Origin of the sequence: Streptomyces sp. NPDC049040 (assembly GCF_043197715.1) — a bacterium.
Classification (GTDB): Bacteria; Actinomycetota; Actinomycetes; order Streptomycetales; family Streptomycetaceae; genus Actinacidiphila.
On record NZ_JBICTO010000003.1, the window covers coordinates 332,690 to 349,281 of the forward strand.

The following is a 16,592-nucleotide window of genomic DNA, read 5'->3' on the forward strand; positions in this document are numbered from 1 at the left end:
GCGCCCACGGCTGCCAGCATGTACCCCTCCTCGGCTGAGGCCGCCCGTCGGGCGGGGGGGGGGGGGGGGGGGGGGGGGGGGGGGCGGCGCCCCCCCCCCCCCCCCCCCCACCGCTGTTCCCTGCTCATCGACGATCAGCAGGCGCCCTCGTCCTGCCACACGCCCCACTCACCGGTGGTGCCGGGCTCCTCGTTGGTGGTCCACCACTTGGCCTTCCACTTGTGGCCGTTGTGGGCGACCTCGTTGCCGCCGACGTAGACCGCGGACGCGGTCCACTGGCCGACGGTGCAGGTGCCGCCGGGCGGGCTGGTCGGCGGGGTGGTGGGCGGCGGGGTGCTGGGCGGGGTGGCGCCGGCGAACTTCACCGAGTACTTGGCGAAGTCCCAGCTGGCCTGCGGCACGCTGCTGCAGGTGCCGGACGTGGTGCCGTTGTCCGGCGGGTTGCACTGGCGGTCCCGGTTGAGCGACCAGAAGGTGAAGCGGCCCATGCCGTGGCTGGTGGCGTAGTTCAGCACCGTCTGGAAGTCGGCCTGGTAGAAGTACTCGCCCGCGTCGCTGCGGCCGTTCATGCCGGAGAAGCCCTCGTGTGCGTACGCGGTGGCGGTGTCCCAGCCGAAGGTGGTCTTGAGCAGGCCGTTGAAGGCGGTCAGCGCGGCGGTCTGCGACGCGGCGCCGTTGAAGCCGCCGTCGAAGGGCATGATCGAGAAGTTGTTGGGCGTGAAGCCCTGCGACTTGGCCTCGTTGAGCATCTGCTGGCCGAACCAGCCGGTGCCCGCGGCGGTGCCCGCGGTGGTCACCGACACGAAGAGGCCGGGGTTGTTCTGCTGGAGGATCTTGGCGGCGCCGATCTCGTGCGCGACGGCCGCGGTGTTCTCGTACTCCGGCTCCTCCAGGTCGAAGTCGATCGCCTTGAGCTGGTATTTGCTGATGACCTGCTGGTAGGCGGCGGCGGTGGAGGCCGCGTCCGAGCAGGCCTGGCCGAGCTTGGTGCCGCCGTAGCCGCCGATGGAGACCGAGACGTCGCCGCCCTTGGCCCTGATCGCGGAGATCACGCCGGCCACCGCGGTGTCGGAGGACACCGCGCTGGTGCCGCTCCATGTGGGGGTGCACCCGCCGCCGTTGGGAGCCAGGATGAAGGCGAGCTGGAAGGCCTTGAGGCCGGTGGCGTCCATGATCGCGGTCGCGTCCGGCGGGTTGTTGTCGGTCGGCATCAGATACGGGGCGGCGGCGTACCACTGGTTGCTCAGGGCGTTCGCCGCCGCCGTGGCGCCGCTCGCCTGTCCCGTGCCGAGCGCGGCGGCGGTGCCGAGCCCGGCGAAGGCGAGGGCGGCGGCGGCCACGCCGGAACCCAGTGCTTGGAGACGCTTCACGTCTGGACCTCCTGTGGGGGAACGTGCCAGCAGAATCCTGCGCTGACGCGGACCCGTCAATGATTTGGTCCAGACCTTTAGAGCAACCCACAAAATTGGTCTCTACCAATTAGGGTCAGAAGGTGGCCGCCGCACGTCAGGGGCGCCCGGGGCGCCCGCGGCTCACACCACCCCGACCGCCGCGAGCGCCCGCCGCTGACCCGGACTCGGCTTGGCGGGGAAGTACAGGTAGCAGACCCCGCCGGTGCCGCCGCTGACCCCGCCGCTGGCGTTGATCCGCTTCGTCCGCAGCCAGATCGTCTCGAACTGGGACCGCTTGTAGACGTTGCGCACCACGGCGTCGCTGTCGCTCGCCGGGTCGTTGGCGATCACGTCGCCCTCCGCGGTGAAGCCCACCAGGGCCATCAGGTGCCCGGAGGTGCCGTAGCCGGCCCCGTCCAGCTCCGAGGCCAGGAAGGACTGTGACGTTATCACCGGGATTCCGGCCTTGATCAGCTTCTCCACGTCGTTCAGCGAGTGCAGCCGGGTGATGACGCCCTGCATGTCCTTGTACGTCGCCGCGTAGGCCGCGTTGAACGGCCAGTTGCCGCAGCCCTCGTACTGGTAGTCGTAGGTGTAGCGGGCGCCCTGATCCACCTGCGGGTCCGCGTAGGAGGGGTCGACCCAGGCCAGTTGCTCCGCGGTCGGGCCGCGGCCCCAGTACTCGATGACCATCGTGGAGGACGTCGGGCTGCACCAGGCCTCGCCGCCGTTGTCGTACTCCGGGTACTGGCCCTTGTGGATGTTCTGCGAGTAGGCCGGCACCGGCAGCTCCACGCCCGCGCCCTCGCCGGGCACCGACGCCGGCACCGTGAACCGGTCCGGGATGTCCGAGGCCATCGCGCCGAGCCGCCACACGGTCGGCGTCGCCTTGCTGCCCGGCTTGCGGAAGAGCGTCAGCCGCAACCGGTACGAGGCGAGCAGCGGGCCGGCCGCCGTGTCGTCGATGGAGAAGGTGTCGGTCCAGATGCTGCTCTTGCCGTCCGTCTGGTCGTCCACCGAGGTGCGCCGGATGTCCTCCTCGCCGTCGCCCGCGGTCCAGCGGCCCATGATGTACGCCGGGGTGGCGGTGCCGTCGGTGTAGGTGCCGAGCAGCTCCACCTGGATCCAGGTGCCCGCCGGGGTGTGCGCGTTCCACGAGGCGATCAGCTCGCTCGCCGGATGCGGCACCCGGCGCACCGGGGAGGTCCAGGAGGCCGACTCCCAGGTGGCGGTGGTGCCGGTGTGCGGGTCGGTGTAGTCCAGCGATCCCGTGGTCCGGCCGATCTCGAGGCCCGGCCGGGCGCTGAGCGCCGGGCGGGTGCCGGAGTGCACGCCGAACAGCCAGTCGGTGAGGGACGTCCAGCTGTGGTAGTCGACCGGGGCGTCGTCGGCCGCGCCGCCCCGGCCGTGCCGCAGCGGCGCGGCGCCGCCGGGAGCGGCGGCACCCGACGGTGCGGCGGCGGCGGTCTGTGCGGTGGCGGTGGTCGCTGCGGCCGCGGCGGCGGCAAGCGCCGCGGCGATGACGGCACGGCGTGGCGCGTTGCTTGTCATGGCTGAATCCCCTCGTTTTCCCTGGACGGGTACGGGACACCCCCTGCGCGCCGCCCGGCGCGCAGGTCGCACCACCATCGCAGCCCAGCCGCCCTTTCCACCAGGTTTTCCGGCCGCGTGGCGGGACCAACATTGGTCTGCTCCTGTGACGCTCAGCCAGGCAGGACCACCAGGTCACGCCCGGTCAGATTCAGCCGCTCGCCGCCGGCTTCGGTGCAGACGGCGATGTCCTCGATGCGCGCGCCGAAGGTGCCGGGCAGGTAGATGCCCGGCTCCACCGAGAACACCATGCCGGGCGCGAGCGCCCGCCTGCTGCCCGCCACGATGTACGGCTCCTCGTGCGACTCCATGCCGATGCCGTGGCCGGTGCGGTGGATGAAGTGCTCGCCGTAGCCGGCCGCGGTGATGATGTCCCGTCCCACCGCGTCCAGCTCCTCCGCGGTGATGCCGGGGCGTACGGCGTCGGTCTGCGCGGTCTGCGCGCGCAGCAGCACCTCGTACAGCTCGCGGAAGGCCGCGGGCGGCTCGCCGACCGCGTAGGTGCGGGTGGAGTCCGAGCAGTAGCCGTCCGCGGTGGTGCCGCCGATGTCCACCACCACCGGGTCGCCGGCCCGGATCACCCGGTCGGACACCTCGTGGTGCGGGCTGGCGCTGTTCGGACCGGACCCGACGATGACGAAGTCGACCGTCACATGGCCGGCCGCCACGATCGCGTCCGCGATGTCCTTGCCGACCTCGCGCTCGGTGCGCCCGGCCCGCAGCCACTCCCCCATCCTGCGGTGCACCCGGTCGATGGCGGCTCCGGCCCGGCGCAGCGCGGCCACCTCGGCGGGGCTCTTGCGCATCCGCAGCTCCGTCAGCACATCTGCGGCCAGGCACGCCTGTGCCTCGGGCAGCGCGGCCTGGAAGGCCAGCAGCTTCTCCGCCCACATGTGGTTGTCGACCGCGAAGCGGCGCACGCCGGGCGGCAGCCTGCGGGCGATCATCGCGTAGGCGTCGTCGGTCTCGGCGAATCCGGTGATCTCCAGGCCCAGGGCGCCGGCCGGCGAGGCGTGCGCGGCAGGCTGTTCGAGGGCGGGCACCACCAGGAAGGGGTCCCCCTCGGCCGGCACCACCAGGCAGGTCAGCCGCTCGAGCGGCAGCGCCTGATAGCCGGTCAGATAGCGCAGGTCGGCGCCTGGTGAGACCAGCAGCGCGTCCACCCCGGCGTCGGCGGTGGCCTTCCTGGCGAGTTCGAGGCGCTCGGCGGGGTGGAGCGCGGCGGCGGAGTGCTCGGAATCGGTCACGTCGACCACGGTAGACGCCGGGCCGCCCGACACGGCGGCCTTTACCGCCCGGCGCGCGCCCGGCCGCCGCACGGGCGGCCCTATGCTCCCCCTTCATGGACGATTCCCGCCCGCTCGGGCTTTCGCTGCGCGAGGTGGCCGGCGCGCTTGACCTGCTGCCGCCGTCCTGCGGCCCGGTGCGGCTGGTCGCCGTCGACGGGCACGCGGGCGCGGGCAAGAGCACGCTGGCCGCACGGCTGGCGGCGGAGGCGGGCGGCGTGCCGGTGGTGCACACCGACGACCTCGCCACGCACGAGGAGCCGTTCGACTGGGCCGAACGGCTCAACGCCGAGCTGCTGGTGCCCTTCCGGGAGGGCCGGGAGGCCCGGCACCGGGTCTACGACTGGACCGCGCGCCGGTTCGACGGCGAGCGGCTGGTGCCGGCGGCGCCGGTGGTCCTCGTCGAAGGCGTGGGCGCGGGGCGGCTGGCGATGCGGCCTTCGCTGGCCCTCACCCTGTGGCTCGAGGTGGATCCGGCCACCGCAAGGCAGCGCGGCATCCGGCGCGACGGGCCGGGGCTCGAACACTTCTGGACCGGCTGGTCCGCGGCGGAGGACCGGCACTTCGCGGACGACCCGACGCGGCCGTTCGCGGACCTCCTGGTCCACCAGACGGAGGCCGGTTATCGCGCCGCTCCCGGCCCGTACGGTCACGCCGGGTGACGTACTTGACCGCTCCGCGCCGAGCAATTACGTTTTCAACCAAGCGGCCCCGGAAGGCCGCTTCGTAGCACGGAGCCCCCGGTTGTTCCCCCGTGACCGGGGGCTTCGTCCTGCCCGGCGGCACCCGGACGGGACGGGTCGCGGACTGCGCGGCCGGCCGGATCGGGGGGCTGATCACGCGGCTTCCCCGCTTCTCTGGGTGACCACCGATCACCCTGTGTCCGCACCTGCCGCCCCGTCAGGAACCGCCGCACAGCCGGGGATCGCTTCCCCGGAGGACCGGGAACCCGCGCTCGGCACCCGACGTACCGCACGGCGCCTGGCGACCCGCGGGGGGCGGACCCACCGGGGGCGCGCGGATCGGCGCGGGCGGGCGCCGCGGCGGACCGGAGGCGCCGCCCCCGCACGCGGCACCCGGCACGCAGCGCCCCGCGCGGTCACGCACCCTACGGCGCCGACGTCTTCGCGGGTACGATGCCGGAGGGTGCGGGCGGTGGCATGGGGTGCCGCCGCCTGGTTCAACTCCCGCAGGCCGCATGGCGGTTGGCGCGGGCGGCGGCGAGGGGCGCGGGGGAACGATGGGTGGGGACCAGATGGACTTCGGCACCGACCGCGCGGGCGCCCCGGCCGATCTCGCCTGGCTGCGCGGCATCGACGCGTACACCATGGGCGCCTACGTGCAGGCCGAGGAGGAGTTCAGGGCCGCGGTCCGCATCGACCCCGGCATGGCCGACGCCTGGCTCGGGCTGCACGCGCTGCGGGCGGACACCGCCACCGCGCTGCTCCAGATGTACCGGCACAGGGACCGCTTCGGCGAGCAGCGCGCGGCACACCGCCGCACCCTGAACTCCTGGTACTGGCTCGGCTGGTGGGTGCAGCCGGTGCTGGAGACCGGCAGGGACCTGCTGCTCGCGCACGCCTCGCACTGGCTGGACGGCCGCCATGTCGCCGAGCTGGACCGGGCGCTGGCGGACTGCCCGCCGGTCGACACCGACCCGCAGGTGCGCTTCCTGCACGCCTGCCGCGCCTATCTGGTCAAGGACTGGGAGCGCCTGGTCCGGCATACGGAACCGCTGCTCGGGGACCCGCTGCTCGGAATCGAGGCGGGTCTTTTCGGTGGCATGGCCCGGGTGCGCCTGGAGATGTGCGGCCAGGCGGAGCCGCTGCTGGCCGCCGCCCTCATGCGGTGCCGCAGCGAGCAGCCGCAGCGCAAGGAGCTGCGCTACTGGCTGGCCCGCGCGTACGAGGGCACCGGCCGCACCGCGGCGGCCGTACCGCTCTACCGGGCCGTGCACCGGGTGGACCCGGCCTTCATGGACACCGCCGCCCGGCTTGCCGCGATCCACGAGACGGACGACGGCCTGGACGAGGGCGCGGGCCTTGCCACCGCCGTGTCGCTGGCGGGCGGCGGTCAGGCGGTGCCCGAGGGTGTCGCGGACCTGGACGCGGCGATGTACGCGGACACCGGCGAGGGCCGCCCGCCGGGCGGCACCGAACTGGACGACGCGCTGCTGGCCTCGGCGGGCGCGCTGGACGACGACATCCGCGACCGGGCCGCGTCCCCGCTCGCCGGCCAGTTGCCCGCGCAGCTCCCGCTCGGCGGCTCCGACCCCGTACTGCTCGCCCAGGCACTCGCAGAGCTCGACGGCATGGTCGGCCTGGAACCCGTCAAGCGTCAGGTCAAGGCGCTCTCCGCGCAGCTGCGGATGGCCCGGCTGCGGGCCGGCCAAGGGCTGCCGGTGCAGCCGCCGAAACGACACTTCGTCTTCTCGGGGCCCTCAGGCACCGGCAAGACCACCGTGGCCCGCATACTCGGCCGGGTCTTCTACGCCCTGGGCCTGCTGGGCGGCGACCACCTGGTGGAGGCCCAACGCTCGGACCTGGTGGGCGAGTTCCTCGGGCAGACCGCGGTCAAGGCCAACGAGCTGATCGACTCCGCACTCGGCGGGGTGCTGTTCGTGGACGAGGCCTACGCGCTGTCCAACTCCGGATACAGCAAGGGCGACGCGTACGGCGACGAGGCCCTCCAGGTGCTGCTCAAAAGGGCGGAGGACAACCGCGACCGGCTGGTCGTCATCCTGGCCGGCTACCCGGAGGGCATGGACCGGCTGCTCGCCGCCAACCCCGGTCTCAGCTCGCGCTTCACCACCCGGGTGGACTTCCCCAGCTACCGGCCGCAGGAGCTCACCCGGATCGGCCAGGTGCTGGCGGCCGAGAACGGCGACCAGTGGGACGAAGAGGCGCTGGAGGAGCTGCGCGCCATAAGCGGCCACGTCGTCGACCAGGGCTGGATCGACGAGCTGGGCAACGGGCGGCTGCTGCGCACCCTGTACGAGAAGAGCTGCGCCTACCGCGATCTGCGGCTGTCGGAGTATCCGACGACACCGAGCCGCGAGGAGCTGTCCACGCTGCGGCTGCCCGACCTGATGCAGGCCTACGGCGAGGTGCTGTCCGGCCGCGGCCCCGGGATCCCGCCGCCCGACCCGGCAGAGTAGACCGGATCGGGCGGCGGAAGCCGGTCAGCTGACCAGTTCGCCGGGCGCCGAGCGGTGCGACGGGTCGCGGACCTCGCCGACCAGCATTTCGAGCACGTCCTCGAGGGCCACCAGGCCCAGCACCCGGCCGCCCTGGTCGGCGACCGCCGCCAGGTGGGAGGCCGCCCGCCGCATCGACGTCAGCGCGTCGTCCAGCGGGAGGTCGGCGCGCAGCGTGGTGATCGGGCGCCACAGCCGCTGCGGCACCGGACGGTCCTGGTCCTCCAGGTCGAGCACGTCCTTGACGTGCAGATAGCCCAGGTAGCCGGACCCCTGCTCAGCGGCGACCGGGAAGCGGGAGTAACCGGTGCGCACCGTCAGCTCCTCGACCTCGCGGGCGGTCGCCGTCGGGGCGAGGGTGATCAGCTGGTCGGGGGTGAGCAGCACCTCGGTGACCGGGCGGGTGCCCAGTTCGAGCGCGTCCTCCAGGCGTTCCTGCTCGTCGGAGTCGAGCAGCCCGGCCCGCCTGGCGTCCTCCACCAGGACGGTCAGCTCGGCGCTGGTGAAGACGGCGTCGACCTCGTCCTTGGGCTCGACACCGCAGGCCCGCAGGATCACCCGGGCGCTCGCGCCGAGCACCACGATGACCGGCCGGAAGACCCGGGCGAAGCCGACCAGGCCGGGGCTGAGCCACAGCGCGGTCTTCTCCGGGTCGGCCATCGCCAGGTTCTTCGGCACCAGCTCGCCGATGACCAGGTGCAGGAAGACCACCAGGGCCAGCGCCAGCACGTAGCCGATCGCGTGCACCAGGTCGTCCGGCACGTGGGCCGCGGTGAAGACCGGCTCCAGCAGGTGCGCCACGGTGGGTTCCGCGACGGCGCCGAGGGTCAGCGAGCAGACGGTGACGCCGAACTGGGCGGCCGCCATCATCTGCGGCAGGTGTTCCAGGCCGTACAGGACGGTACGCGCCCTGCGCTGTACTGCGGCCAGCGGCTCGATCTGGCTGCGGCGTACCGAGACCAGGGCGAACTCCGCGCCGACGAAGAAGCCGTTGCCGAGCACCAGGAGCAGGGCGAAGAGGAGTTGGAGTGCGCTCATCGCTCGCTCTCCTCCCCCGCGGCAGGCGCGATACGCACGATCTTGATCCGCTCGGCCCTGTGGTGGCCCACCTCGGCGACCCGCAGCCGCCAGCCGGGCAGCTCGGCGGTGTCCCCGACCTCGGGGATCCGCGCCAGCAGGTCGGCGACCAGGCCCGCGACGGTCTCGTACGGGCCTTCCGGGGCGTGCAGGCCTATCCGGGCCAGGGTGTCGATCCGGCAGCTGCCGTCGGCGTCCCAGGCGGGCCGGCCGTTCTCCGGCGGGGCCTGCGCGAGGTCGGGCAGGTCGACGGCGTCGTGCTCGTCGCGCACCTCTCCGACCAGCTCCTCGACGATGTCCTCCAGGGTGACGACCCCGGCGGTGCCGCCGTACTCGTCGACGACGACGGCGATCGGCTGCTGGCTGCGGAGCAGTTCGAGCAGCGGCTGCGCGGCCAGCGTCTCGGGGACCAGCAGCGGGACCACCGCGATCCGGCCGACGACGGTGCGGTCGCGCAGCTCGGCGGGGACGGCAAGGGCGTCCTTGAGGTGCACCATGCCGACGATGTCGTCGAGCCGGTCGCGGTAGACCGGGAAGCGGGACAGGCCGGTGGCCCGGGTGAGGTTGAGGACGTCGGCCGCGGTGGCGGTGTCCTCCAGGGCGCTGACCCGCACCCGGGGGGTCATCACGTTCTCCGCGGTGAGGTCGGCCAGCGACAGGGTGCGCACGAAGAGGTCGGCGGTGTCCTGTTCCAGCGCGCCGGCCAGTGCGGAGTGCCGGGCCAGCGAGACCAGCTCGGTGGGGGTGCGCGCGGAGGCCAGCTCGTCGGCGGGTTCCACACCGAGCATGCGGACCAGGTGGTTGGCGGCGGTGTTGAGCAGCTCGATCACCGGCCGGAAGGCCCGGGAGAAGGCCCGCTGCGGGCCCGCGACCATTCTCGCGACGGCCAGCGGCCTGGAGACGGCCCAGTTCTTGGGGACCAGCTCGCCGATCACCATCTGGACGGCGGAGGCGGCCATCATGCCGACCACGACCGCCACTCCCGGTGCGGCGCCCCCGGGTATCCCGGTGGCGCCGATCGGCCCGGTGAGCAGGTCGGCGAGTGCGGGTTCCGCGAGCATGCCGACGACCAGCGAGGTGATGGTGATGCCGAGCTGGGTGCCGGAGAGCTGGAAGGAGAGTTTGCGCAGTGCGGCGACGACTCCTGCCGCCCTGCGGTCGCCTGCCGCGGCGGCGCGTTCTGCGGCCGGGCGTTCCACGGTCACCAGGCCGAATTCGGCGGCGACGAAGAATCCGTTGGCGATGATCAGGACAAAGGCTGCCGCGAGCAGCAGCAGTGACGTGCTCATGATGCCGCCGCTCCATGGGACTGAGTGGGAGGGGCGGCGCAGGTACTACCGGACGGTTCGTCCATCGGGGTGTGAGTGTCACTCCTCGGTAGGTCGGGCGGTTCGGCGGGCGGTGCCGCGAGGGCACCACCCGGATCCAGAGTAATCATTTCGGTGGCGGCCGCGAAGGACGGCGGCGGCCCCTTTCACCGGGGTTCCTCCCGGTCGCCCGGTTCAGCGCCGCGGGCCTCGCCGAGCGCTTCGACGAGGGCGCGCAGCCGCCGGGCGTCATCGAGGGCCCGCTTCCTTGCCAAGCCGGGCTGGATGCCCATCACGGCCAGCGTGGTGCCGTCGGCCAGGTCCAGATGGACCCAGGCGTCGCCCGGCCGCAGCCGGACGCCCAGCACCTCCGCCCAGGCCAGCCGCCTCCTGACGGTCAGGTTGACCACCGTGAGGCCGCCCGCCTCCGCGACCGCCTTGGGGCGGCTGAGGAGCGTCAGCAGCGCCAGCGCCAGCACCCCGACCACCACCACGGTGACGCGGTCGGCGGTCGTCCAGGGGGACGCGCCGTCGTGCGGCATCACCACGGCCAGCGTGCTGAGCACCGCGAGCAGCAGCGTCCCCATGGTGAGCAGCACCACACGGGTGACCAGCGGCCGGAAGGTGACCGGCAGCTGCGCGACGGCGGCCTGTGCGCGGTCGTCGTCGGCGGCGGTCACAGCCGGGCGGCGTGGATGCCGGTGGTCAGGATGGCACGGGCGCCCAGGTCGTACAGCTCGTCCATGATGCGCTGGGCGTCGCTGGTGGGGACCATGGCGCGGACCGCGACCCAGCCCTCGTGGTGCAGCGGTGAGACGGTCGGCGACTCCAGGCCGGGGGTCAGGGCGACCGCCTGGTCGACGTGCTCGGCGCGGATGTCGTAGTCCATCATCACGTAGCGCCTGGCGACCAGCACGCCCTGCAGGCGCCGCAGGAACTTCTGCACCTTGGGCTCGTCGACGGGGGCGCCGGTGGGCCGGACCACCACCGCCTCGGAGGCCATGATCGGCTCGCCGAAGGTCTCGAGACCCGCGTTGCGCAGCGAGGTGCCGGTCTCCACCACGTCGGCGATGACCTGGGCGACACCCAGCTGGATGGCGGTCTCGACAGCGCCGTCGAGGTGGACGACGGTGGCGTTCACCCCGTTGTCCGCCAGGTGCTTCTCCACGACGCCCTCGTACGAGGTCGCCACCGTCATCCCGCCGAGGTCGGCGACGCTGACCGCGGTGCCGGGCCTGGCGGCGTAGTGGAAGGTGGAGCGGGCGAAGCCGAGCTGCAGGATCTCCTCGGCGCTCGCGCCCGAGTCCAGCAGCAGGTCGCGCCCGGTGATGCCGATGTCCAGCCGCCCGGAGCTGACGTAGATGGCGATGTCGCGCGGGCGCAGGTAGAAGAACTCCACGTCGTTGGCGCTGTCGAACAGCACCAGCTCCTTGGACTCCTTGCGCTGTCGGTAGCCGGCCTCATGGAGCATGGCCGCCGCGGGTCCGGACAGTGAGCCCTTGTTCGGGACGGCGATGCGCAGCATGGGGTCGGGTTCCTTCGCTGTGGGTGCGGTGGGTGCGGTGATTCATACGGAAGGCGTACGGAAGGCGGGTGCGGACGTGCGTGTACGGCCCGTGCGTTGCGGTGCGCGGGCCGTACGGCTCACAGATGGGCGTAGACGTCGGCCAGGGAGATGCCCCTGGCCACCATCATCACCTGAACGTGGTACAGCAGTTGGGAGATCTCCTCGGCGGTGGCGTCGGCGCCCTCGTACTCGGCTGCCATCCACACCTCGGCGGCCTCCTCGACCACCTTCTTGCCGATCGCGTGCACGCCCCTGCCGACCAGCTCCGCGGTGCGCGAGGTGCTGGGATCGCCGGTGGCGGCCTTGTGCTGCAGCTCGGTGAAGAGCTGCTCGAATGTCTTGTTGGCCATGGTGGTCCTAGCCTACGGGGAACCGCCCGCCCTTCAGCGCCACGGTTCGGATAGTGAGCGGATCACGGCCGCGGTCGCCACCGCCGCGGTGACCGCTTCATGCCCCTTGTCCTCGTTCGAGCCGGGCAGCCCGGCCCGGTCGAGAGCCTGCTCCTCGTTGTCGCAGGTGAGTACACCGAAGCCGACCGGGACGCCACTGTCCACGCTGACCTGCGTCAATCCGGCGGTGACGCCGTGCGAGACGTACTCGAAGTGCGGCGTGCCGCCGCGGATGATCACCCCGAGCGCGACGACCGCGTCGTAGCCGCGACCGGCCACCGCCCGCGCGACGACCGGCAGTTCGAAGCTGCCCGGCACCCGCAGCAGGGTCGGCTCCTCGATCCCCAGGTCGTGCAGGGCGCGCATCGCGCCGTCGACGAGGCCGTTCATCACCTCGGTGTGCCACTGCGCCGCGATCACCGCGACCCGCAGGTCGCCGCAGTTCTTCACGGTCAGCTCGGGGGCGCCCTTACCGCTCACTTCTCTCCTCGGTGCTCAGTGCCTGTGCTGCCGCCGGCGGTGCCGGCGGTGGTCCTGGTGCGGTCCCCGCTCTCCAGCCAGGGCAGGTCGTGCCCCATCCGGTCGCGCTTGGTCCGCAGATAGCGCAGATTGTGCTCCCCCGCGCCGACCGGCATCGGCTCCCGGCCCAGTACGTCGAGGCCGTGCCTGACCAGCGCGCCGGTCTTGGCGGGGTTGTTGGTGATCAGCCGCAGCGAGCGCACCCCGAGGTCGGCGAGGATCTGCGCGGCGGCGCCGTAGTCGCGGGCGTCGGCGGGCAGTCCCAGTTCGAGGTTGGCGTCGAGGGTGTCCCGGCCGCGCTCCTGGAGCTCGTAGGCCCGCAGCTTGGACAGCAGGCCGATGCCGCGGCCCTCGTGGCCGCGCAGGTAGAGCACCACGCCGCGGCCTTCCTCGGCGACCCGGCGCAGCGCGCCCTGCAGCTGCGGGCCGCAGTCGCAGCGCTGTGAGCCGAAGACGTCGCCGGTCAGGCACTCGGAGTGCACCCGCACCAGCACGTCCGTACCGTCGCCGAGGTCGCCCGCGACCAGCGCGATGTGCTCGACACCGTCGGCGGTGCTGCGGTAGCCGTACGCCCGGAAGTCGCCGAAGGCGGTGGGCAGCGTCGTCGCCGCCTCCCGGCGGACGGTCGGCTCGGACGAGCGGCGGTAGGCGATCAGGTCCTCGATGGAGATGATGACCAGGCCGTGCTTGCGGGCGAAGGGCACCAGCTCGGGGAGCCGGGCCATGGTGCCGTCCTCGCGGGCGATCTCCACGATCGCCGCCGCGGGCCGCAGCCCCGCCAGCCGTGCCAGGTCCACCCCGGCCTCGGTGTGGCCGGGGCGCACCAGCACCCCGCCGCTCCTGGCCCGCAGCGGGAAGACATGCCCGGGGCGGACGAAGTCGGCGGCCACCGACGACGGGTCGGCCAGCAGCCTGATGGTGGCCGCGCGGTCGGCGGCCGAGATCCCGGTCGTCACCCCGTGCGCCCCGCTCGCGTCCACCGACACGGTGAAGGCGGTGCGCATCGACTCGGTGTTGCTGTCCACCATCTGCGGCAGGTCGACCCGGTCGAGGTCGGGCGCCTCCATCGGCACGCAGATAAGACCGCGGCACTCGGTCATCATGAACGCCACGATCTCCGGGGTGATCTTCTCGGCGGCGACGATCAGGTCGCCCTCGTTCTCCCGGTTCTCGTCGTCCACGACGACGATCGGGCGCCCCGCGGCGATCTCGGCGATGGCGCGCTCCACCGGGTCCAGCCCGAGGTCCGCCTCGTCGTACCAGTCGTCCTTCAGTGCGGTCACGGCACTCATGCCGTCACTCCTTCCGCGGCGGTGGTGCCCGGCTTGGCCTGCGGGTGCCGCTCCTGAGCCGGGGCGTCCCTGCGGGTCTGCTGCCACCAGGCGTACATCCCGGCGATCACCAGGACGAAGTAGATGATGTAGACCAGCCCGGAGAAGGGCAGGCCGCTGTGGAAGTTCAGCGGCACCCCGACCAGGTCGACGGCGAGCCAGGCGAACCAGAACTCGACCCAGCCGCGTGCCTGCGCGTACATCGCGGCCAGCGTGCCGACGAAGATGTAGGCGTCGGGCCACGGGTTCCAGGACAGCTTCGGGTACGCGAGGAAGAGCGCGGCGACCGCGACGGTGCCGGCCGCGGTGGCCGCCACCAGCACCGCCCGCTCGCGCCAGGTGGCGAAGCGGATGGCCAGCCGCCCGCCGCCTGCCCCGCCGCGGCGCCACTGGTACCAGCCCCACACGGCGACGGTGATCACCACGAACTGCTTGCCGACCCCGCCGCCCAGATGCGCCGACCAGAAAGCCGCCACCAGCACCACACCGGACAGCAACTGGACCGGCCAGGTCAGCATCGCCCGCCGCCAGCCGAGCGCCAGCGCGCCCAGGCCCAGCAGGTTGCCGATCATGTCGGACCACATGACGTGCTGGTCGAAAGCGGTGAACGCCTCGCTGTCCAGCCAGTGCAGGGCGCTCATCGGGTGTCCCCGGGACCGGGCGCCGAGGCGCCGAGCATGCGCTCCACGTACTTGGCGATGACGTCGACCTCCAGGTTGACCGGGTCGCCGGGCTGCTTGAGGCCCAGCGTGGTCAGCGCGAGGGTGCTCGGGATCAGGCTGACGGTGAAGTGATCGGCGGCGGCCTCCACGACGGTGAGGCTGATGCCGTCGACGGTGATCGAGCCCTTCTCCACCACGTAGCGGGTCAGCTCCGGAGGGAGCGAGACCTTCACGATCTCCCAGTGCTCGGCCGGCGTGCGCTCCAGCACCGTGCCGGTGCCGTCCACATGGCCCTGGACCAGGTGCCCGCCGAGCCGGCCGCCGAGCGCCATCGGGCGCTCCAGGTTGACCCGCGAGCCGGGGCGCAGCGCGCCCAGGCTCGAACGCTTCAGCGTCTCGGCCATCACGTCGGCGGTGAAGGTACCGCCGCCGAACTCGACCACGGTCAGGCACACGCCGTTCACCGCGATCGAGTCGCCGTGCTTGGCGCCCTCGGTCACGACCGGGCCGCGTACGGTGAAGCGTGAGGCCTCGGTCTGGGCCTCGACCGCGGTGATCTCGCCCAGTTCTTCGACGATTCCGGTGAACACGTCACAACTCCTGTGCGGCAGTGGGGGCGATGGGGTCGGCCGCCGGGGCGGCGGGTACGGCGGTGATGCGCAGGTCGGGCCCGAGTCGGGCGACATCGGTCACGTCGAGCCGCAACGCCTGCGCGATGGTGCTGATTCCTGCGTCGCCGAGGGCGTTCCGGCCCGCGCCGAGCAGTGCGGGGGCGATGTAGCCGACGACCGCGTCCACGGCGCCCGCGGCCACGAACGCCCCCGCGAGCGTCGGGCCGCCCTCCAGCAGGACCGACCGCACGCCGCGCGTGTGCAGCTCCGCGAGCAGGGCCGACACGTCCAGGCCTGGCGCGCTGTCGGGCGCGTACGGGAGGCGGACCACGTCCACGCCGGGGAGGTGGGCGGTGTCGGCGTCCTTGGACACCGCGATCAGGGTCGGCGCGGCGCCGTCCAGCACCCGCGCCTCCCCGGTGACCCGGGCCCGGGAGTCCACGACCACCCGCAGCGGCTGGACCGCGTCCCGGATGCCGCGGACCGCCAGATGCGGGTCGTCGGCCAGCAGCGTGCCCGACCCCACGACCACCGCGTCGGCCTCGGCCCGCAGCCGGTGCACGTCCTCGCGGGACTCCGCCGACGTTATCCAGCGGCTGCTGCCGTCGGCGGCGGCGATCCGGCCGTCCAGCGTGGCGGCGTACTTCCAGCGCACGTACGGGCGCCGGCGGCGCACCGAGGTCAGCCACGCGACGTTCACCGCCTCGGCCTCTTCCGCCAGCAGCCCGCTCTCGACGTCGACACCCGCCGCCCGCAGCGTCGCCGCGCCGCCGGACGCGGCCGGGCTCGGGTCGGACACCGCGTGCACCACCCGCGACACCCCGGCCTCGATCAGCGCCTGCGCGCAGGGGCCGGTCCTGCCGGTGTGGTTGCACGGTTCGAGGGTCACGACGGCGGTGCCGCCGCGGGCCGCCTCGCCGGCCGCGCGCAGCGCGTGCACCTCGGCGTGCGGGCCGCCCGCCTTGCGGTGCCAGCCCTCGCCGACGATCTCGCCCGCCGTGTCGAGGATCACACAGCCGACGACGGGGTTGGGGGCGGTGGCGCCGAGGGCGCGCGCCGACAACGCGATCGCTCGGCGCATCGCGTGGGTTTCCGTGGTGGTGGCCACCGGGTCCTCCTGCCGCATCGGGCACGGACTCCGGGGCGAGCGGACGCCGCACGTCCGGAACACCGCGGTGCCGCGGGCCTCAGCGGCCCGCCGAACGGCGGCATACCGTCGTGAACGCCCGCCGCGCACTGCCTCCCATCCGGACTTTCACCGTCGGTCCAGGAATTTCACCTGGTCAACCGGCCGCTGGATGCGGACGGGTCGCGGACTGTAACCGCCGGTTCGGAATTACACCGACCCCGGAGTGCGCAAACGTCACTGGTACGTGGTCCAGTCTGCCACGGGTTCCATACTGGGCTCCAGGGGGTTTGGCCCCGGGGGCCGGCCGGTGCCGCCTCAGGCGCCGGGCGGGGGGTGCCGCCCCCGTGCTCTCCCGGCCGGGTCGGGCCGCCTGGCCGGGGGATGGGGGTCGGTGCCGCTCCGGCACGATCCGCCGCCGACCACCGGCCGGGGAACGCCCCGGTGCAGGTCGGGCGGGGGCGCCTGCCCCCGGGGGCGTGGGGTCGGGGCCACTCCGGGGGTATCTCCTCGGCCTGCGCGCCACAGCCCTTCCCGAAC

15 protein-coding genes and 1 riboswitch are annotated in these 16,592 nt (G+C 73.0%); of the genes, 2 read left to right on the forward strand and 13 right to left on the reverse strand.

The genetic code is table 11. The features are described 5' to 3' along the window. Positions 1–134 precede the first annotated feature (134 nt). From ACGFMP_RS10650 to ACGFMP_RS10660, 3 genes are all read right to left on the reverse strand, one after another. On the reverse strand, positions 135–1,370 hold the full coding sequence (locus ACGFMP_RS10650; RefSeq protein ID WP_393671694.1) for a carbohydrate-binding protein: 1,236 nt from the start codon (positions 1,368–1,370) through the stop codon (positions 135–137). A 162-nt stretch (positions 1,371–1,532) separates the two neighbouring features. Next, positions 1,533–2,942 carry a peptidase C39 family protein gene (locus tag ACGFMP_RS10655; protein ID WP_393671695.1) on the reverse strand — a complete coding sequence of 470 codons (1,410 nt, stop codon included), beginning with the start codon at positions 2,940–2,942 and terminating at the stop codon, positions 1,533–1,535. A gap of 152 nt (positions 2,943–3,094) precedes the next feature. Further along, the gene (locus tag ACGFMP_RS10660; protein WP_393671696.1) at positions 3,095–4,237 is read right to left on the reverse strand and encodes a M24 family metallopeptidase; all 1,143 of its coding nucleotides are present in this window, start codon (positions 4,235–4,237) and stop codon (positions 3,095–3,097) included. A gap of 86 nt (positions 4,238–4,323) precedes the next feature. Here ACGFMP_RS10660 and ACGFMP_RS10665 point away from each other — a divergent pair, with 86 nt between their 5' ends. Together ACGFMP_RS10665 and ACGFMP_RS10670 are read left to right on the forward strand one after the other, a co-directional pair. Next, positions 4,324–4,929: a uridine kinase gene (locus tag ACGFMP_RS10665; RefSeq protein WP_393671698.1), complete on the forward strand. Its 606-nt coding sequence runs from the start codon at positions 4,324–4,326 to the stop codon at positions 4,927–4,929. Positions 4,930–5,522: 593 nt separating this feature from the next. Next, positions 5,523–7,424, forward strand: a complete 1,902-nt coding sequence (locus tag ACGFMP_RS10670) for an AAA family ATPase (RefSeq protein ID WP_393672140.1) — start codon at positions 5,523–5,525, stop codon at positions 7,422–7,424. A gap of 24 nt (positions 7,425–7,448) precedes the next feature. Here the strand turns inward: ACGFMP_RS10670 and ACGFMP_RS10675 are convergent, their stop codons facing one another. From ACGFMP_RS10675 to ribD, 10 genes are all read right to left on the reverse strand, one after another. Beyond that, positions 7,449–8,501 (reverse strand): hemolysin family protein, encoded by a 1,053-nt coding sequence (locus ACGFMP_RS10675; protein ID WP_393671700.1) that lies wholly within the window; start codon positions 8,499–8,501, stop codon positions 7,449–7,451. Next, the gene (locus tag ACGFMP_RS10680; protein WP_393671701.1) at positions 8,498–9,829 is read right to left on the reverse strand and encodes a hemolysin family protein; all 1,332 of its coding nucleotides are present in this window, start codon (positions 9,827–9,829) and stop codon (positions 8,498–8,500) included. Before ACGFMP_RS10680 ends, ACGFMP_RS10675 begins: the two co-directional genes overlap by 4 nt. A gap of 185 nt (positions 9,830–10,014) precedes the next feature. Next, positions 10,015–10,527, reverse strand: a complete 513-nt coding sequence (locus ACGFMP_RS10685; protein ID WP_393671702.1) for a PH domain-containing protein — start codon at positions 10,525–10,527, stop codon at positions 10,015–10,017. After that, positions 10,524–11,372 (reverse strand): ATP phosphoribosyltransferase, encoded by an 849-nt coding sequence (gene hisG / locus ACGFMP_RS10690; protein WP_393671704.1) that lies wholly within the window; start codon positions 11,370–11,372, stop codon positions 10,524–10,526. The genes ACGFMP_RS10685 and hisG overlap by 4 nt, the downstream gene beginning before the upstream one ends. Before the next feature lie 119 nt (positions 11,373–11,491). After that, on the reverse strand, positions 11,492–11,764 hold the full coding sequence (locus ACGFMP_RS10695) for a phosphoribosyl-ATP diphosphatase (protein WP_333770185.1): 273 nt from the start codon (positions 11,762–11,764) through the stop codon (positions 11,492–11,494). Positions 11,765–11,797: 33 nt separating this feature from the next. Further along, positions 11,798–12,283 carry a 6,7-dimethyl-8-ribityllumazine synthase gene (gene ribH / locus ACGFMP_RS10700; protein ID WP_393671705.1) on the reverse strand — a complete coding sequence of 162 codons (486 nt, stop codon included), beginning with the start codon at positions 12,281–12,283 and terminating at the stop codon, positions 11,798–11,800. Then, on the reverse strand, positions 12,280–13,614 hold the full coding sequence (locus ACGFMP_RS10705; RefSeq protein WP_393671706.1) for a bifunctional 3,4-dihydroxy-2-butanone-4-phosphate synthase/GTP cyclohydrolase II: 1,335 nt from the start codon (positions 13,612–13,614) through the stop codon (positions 12,280–12,282). Before ACGFMP_RS10705 ends, ribH begins: the two co-directional genes overlap by 4 nt. Beyond that, the gene (locus ACGFMP_RS10710) at positions 13,611–14,294 is read right to left on the reverse strand and encodes a nicotinamide riboside transporter PnuC (RefSeq protein WP_393671707.1); all 684 of its coding nucleotides are present in this window, start codon (positions 14,292–14,294) and stop codon (positions 13,611–13,613) included. Before ACGFMP_RS10710 ends, ACGFMP_RS10705 begins: the two co-directional genes overlap by 4 nt. Then, positions 14,291–14,905, reverse strand: coding sequence for a riboflavin synthase (locus tag ACGFMP_RS10715; RefSeq protein WP_393671708.1), 615 nt, complete (start codon positions 14,903–14,905; stop codon positions 14,291–14,293). Before ACGFMP_RS10715 ends, ACGFMP_RS10710 begins: the two co-directional genes overlap by 4 nt. 1 nt (position 14,906) lies before the next feature. Further along, positions 14,907–16,034, reverse strand: a complete 1,128-nt coding sequence (ribD, locus tag ACGFMP_RS10720; protein WP_393671710.1) for a bifunctional diaminohydroxyphosphoribosylaminopyrimidine deaminase/5-amino-6-(5-phosphoribosylamino)uracil reductase RibD — start codon at positions 16,032–16,034, stop codon at positions 14,907–14,909. Positions 16,035–16,155: 121 nt separating this feature from the next. Beyond that, positions 16,156–16,286, reverse strand: a riboswitch (FMN riboswitch). Positions 16,287–16,592 lie beyond the last annotated feature (306 nt).

Bases quoted from the DNA above. Each gene is read 5' to 3' on its own strand.
- ACGFMP_RS10670 (WP_393672140.1), top strand. From the start codon at position 5,523: ATGGACTTCGGCACCGACCGCGCGGGCGCCCCGGCCGATCTCGCCTGG.
- ACGFMP_RS10675 (WP_393671700.1), bottom strand. From the start codon at position 8,501: ATGAGCGCACTCCAACTCCTCTTCGCCCTGCTCCTGGTGCTCGGCAAC.
- ACGFMP_RS10710 (WP_393671707.1), bottom strand. From the start codon at position 14,294: ATGAGCGCCCTGCACTGGCTGGACAGCGAGGCGTTCACCGCTTTCGAC.
- ACGFMP_RS10665 (WP_393671698.1), top strand. From the start codon at position 4,324: ATGGACGATTCCCGCCCGCTCGGGCTTTCGCTGCGCGAGGTGGCCGGC.
- ACGFMP_RS10695 (WP_333770185.1), bottom strand. From the start codon at position 11,764: ATGGCCAACAAGACATTCGAGCAGCTCTTCACCGAGCTGCAGCACAAG.
- hisG (WP_393671704.1), bottom strand. From the start codon at position 11,372: ATGCTGCGCATCGCCGTCCCGAACAAGGGCTCACTGTCCGGACCCGCG.
- ACGFMP_RS10680 (WP_393671701.1), bottom strand. From the start codon at position 9,829: ATGAGCACGTCACTGCTGCTGCTCGCGGCAGCCTTTGTCCTGATCATC.
- ACGFMP_RS10705 (WP_393671706.1), bottom strand. From the start codon at position 13,614: ATGAGTGCCGTGACCGCACTGAAGGACGACTGGTACGACGAGGCGGAC.
- ACGFMP_RS10655 (WP_393671695.1), bottom strand. From the start codon at position 2,942: ATGACAAGCAACGCGCCACGCCGTGCCGTCATCGCCGCGGCGCTTGCC.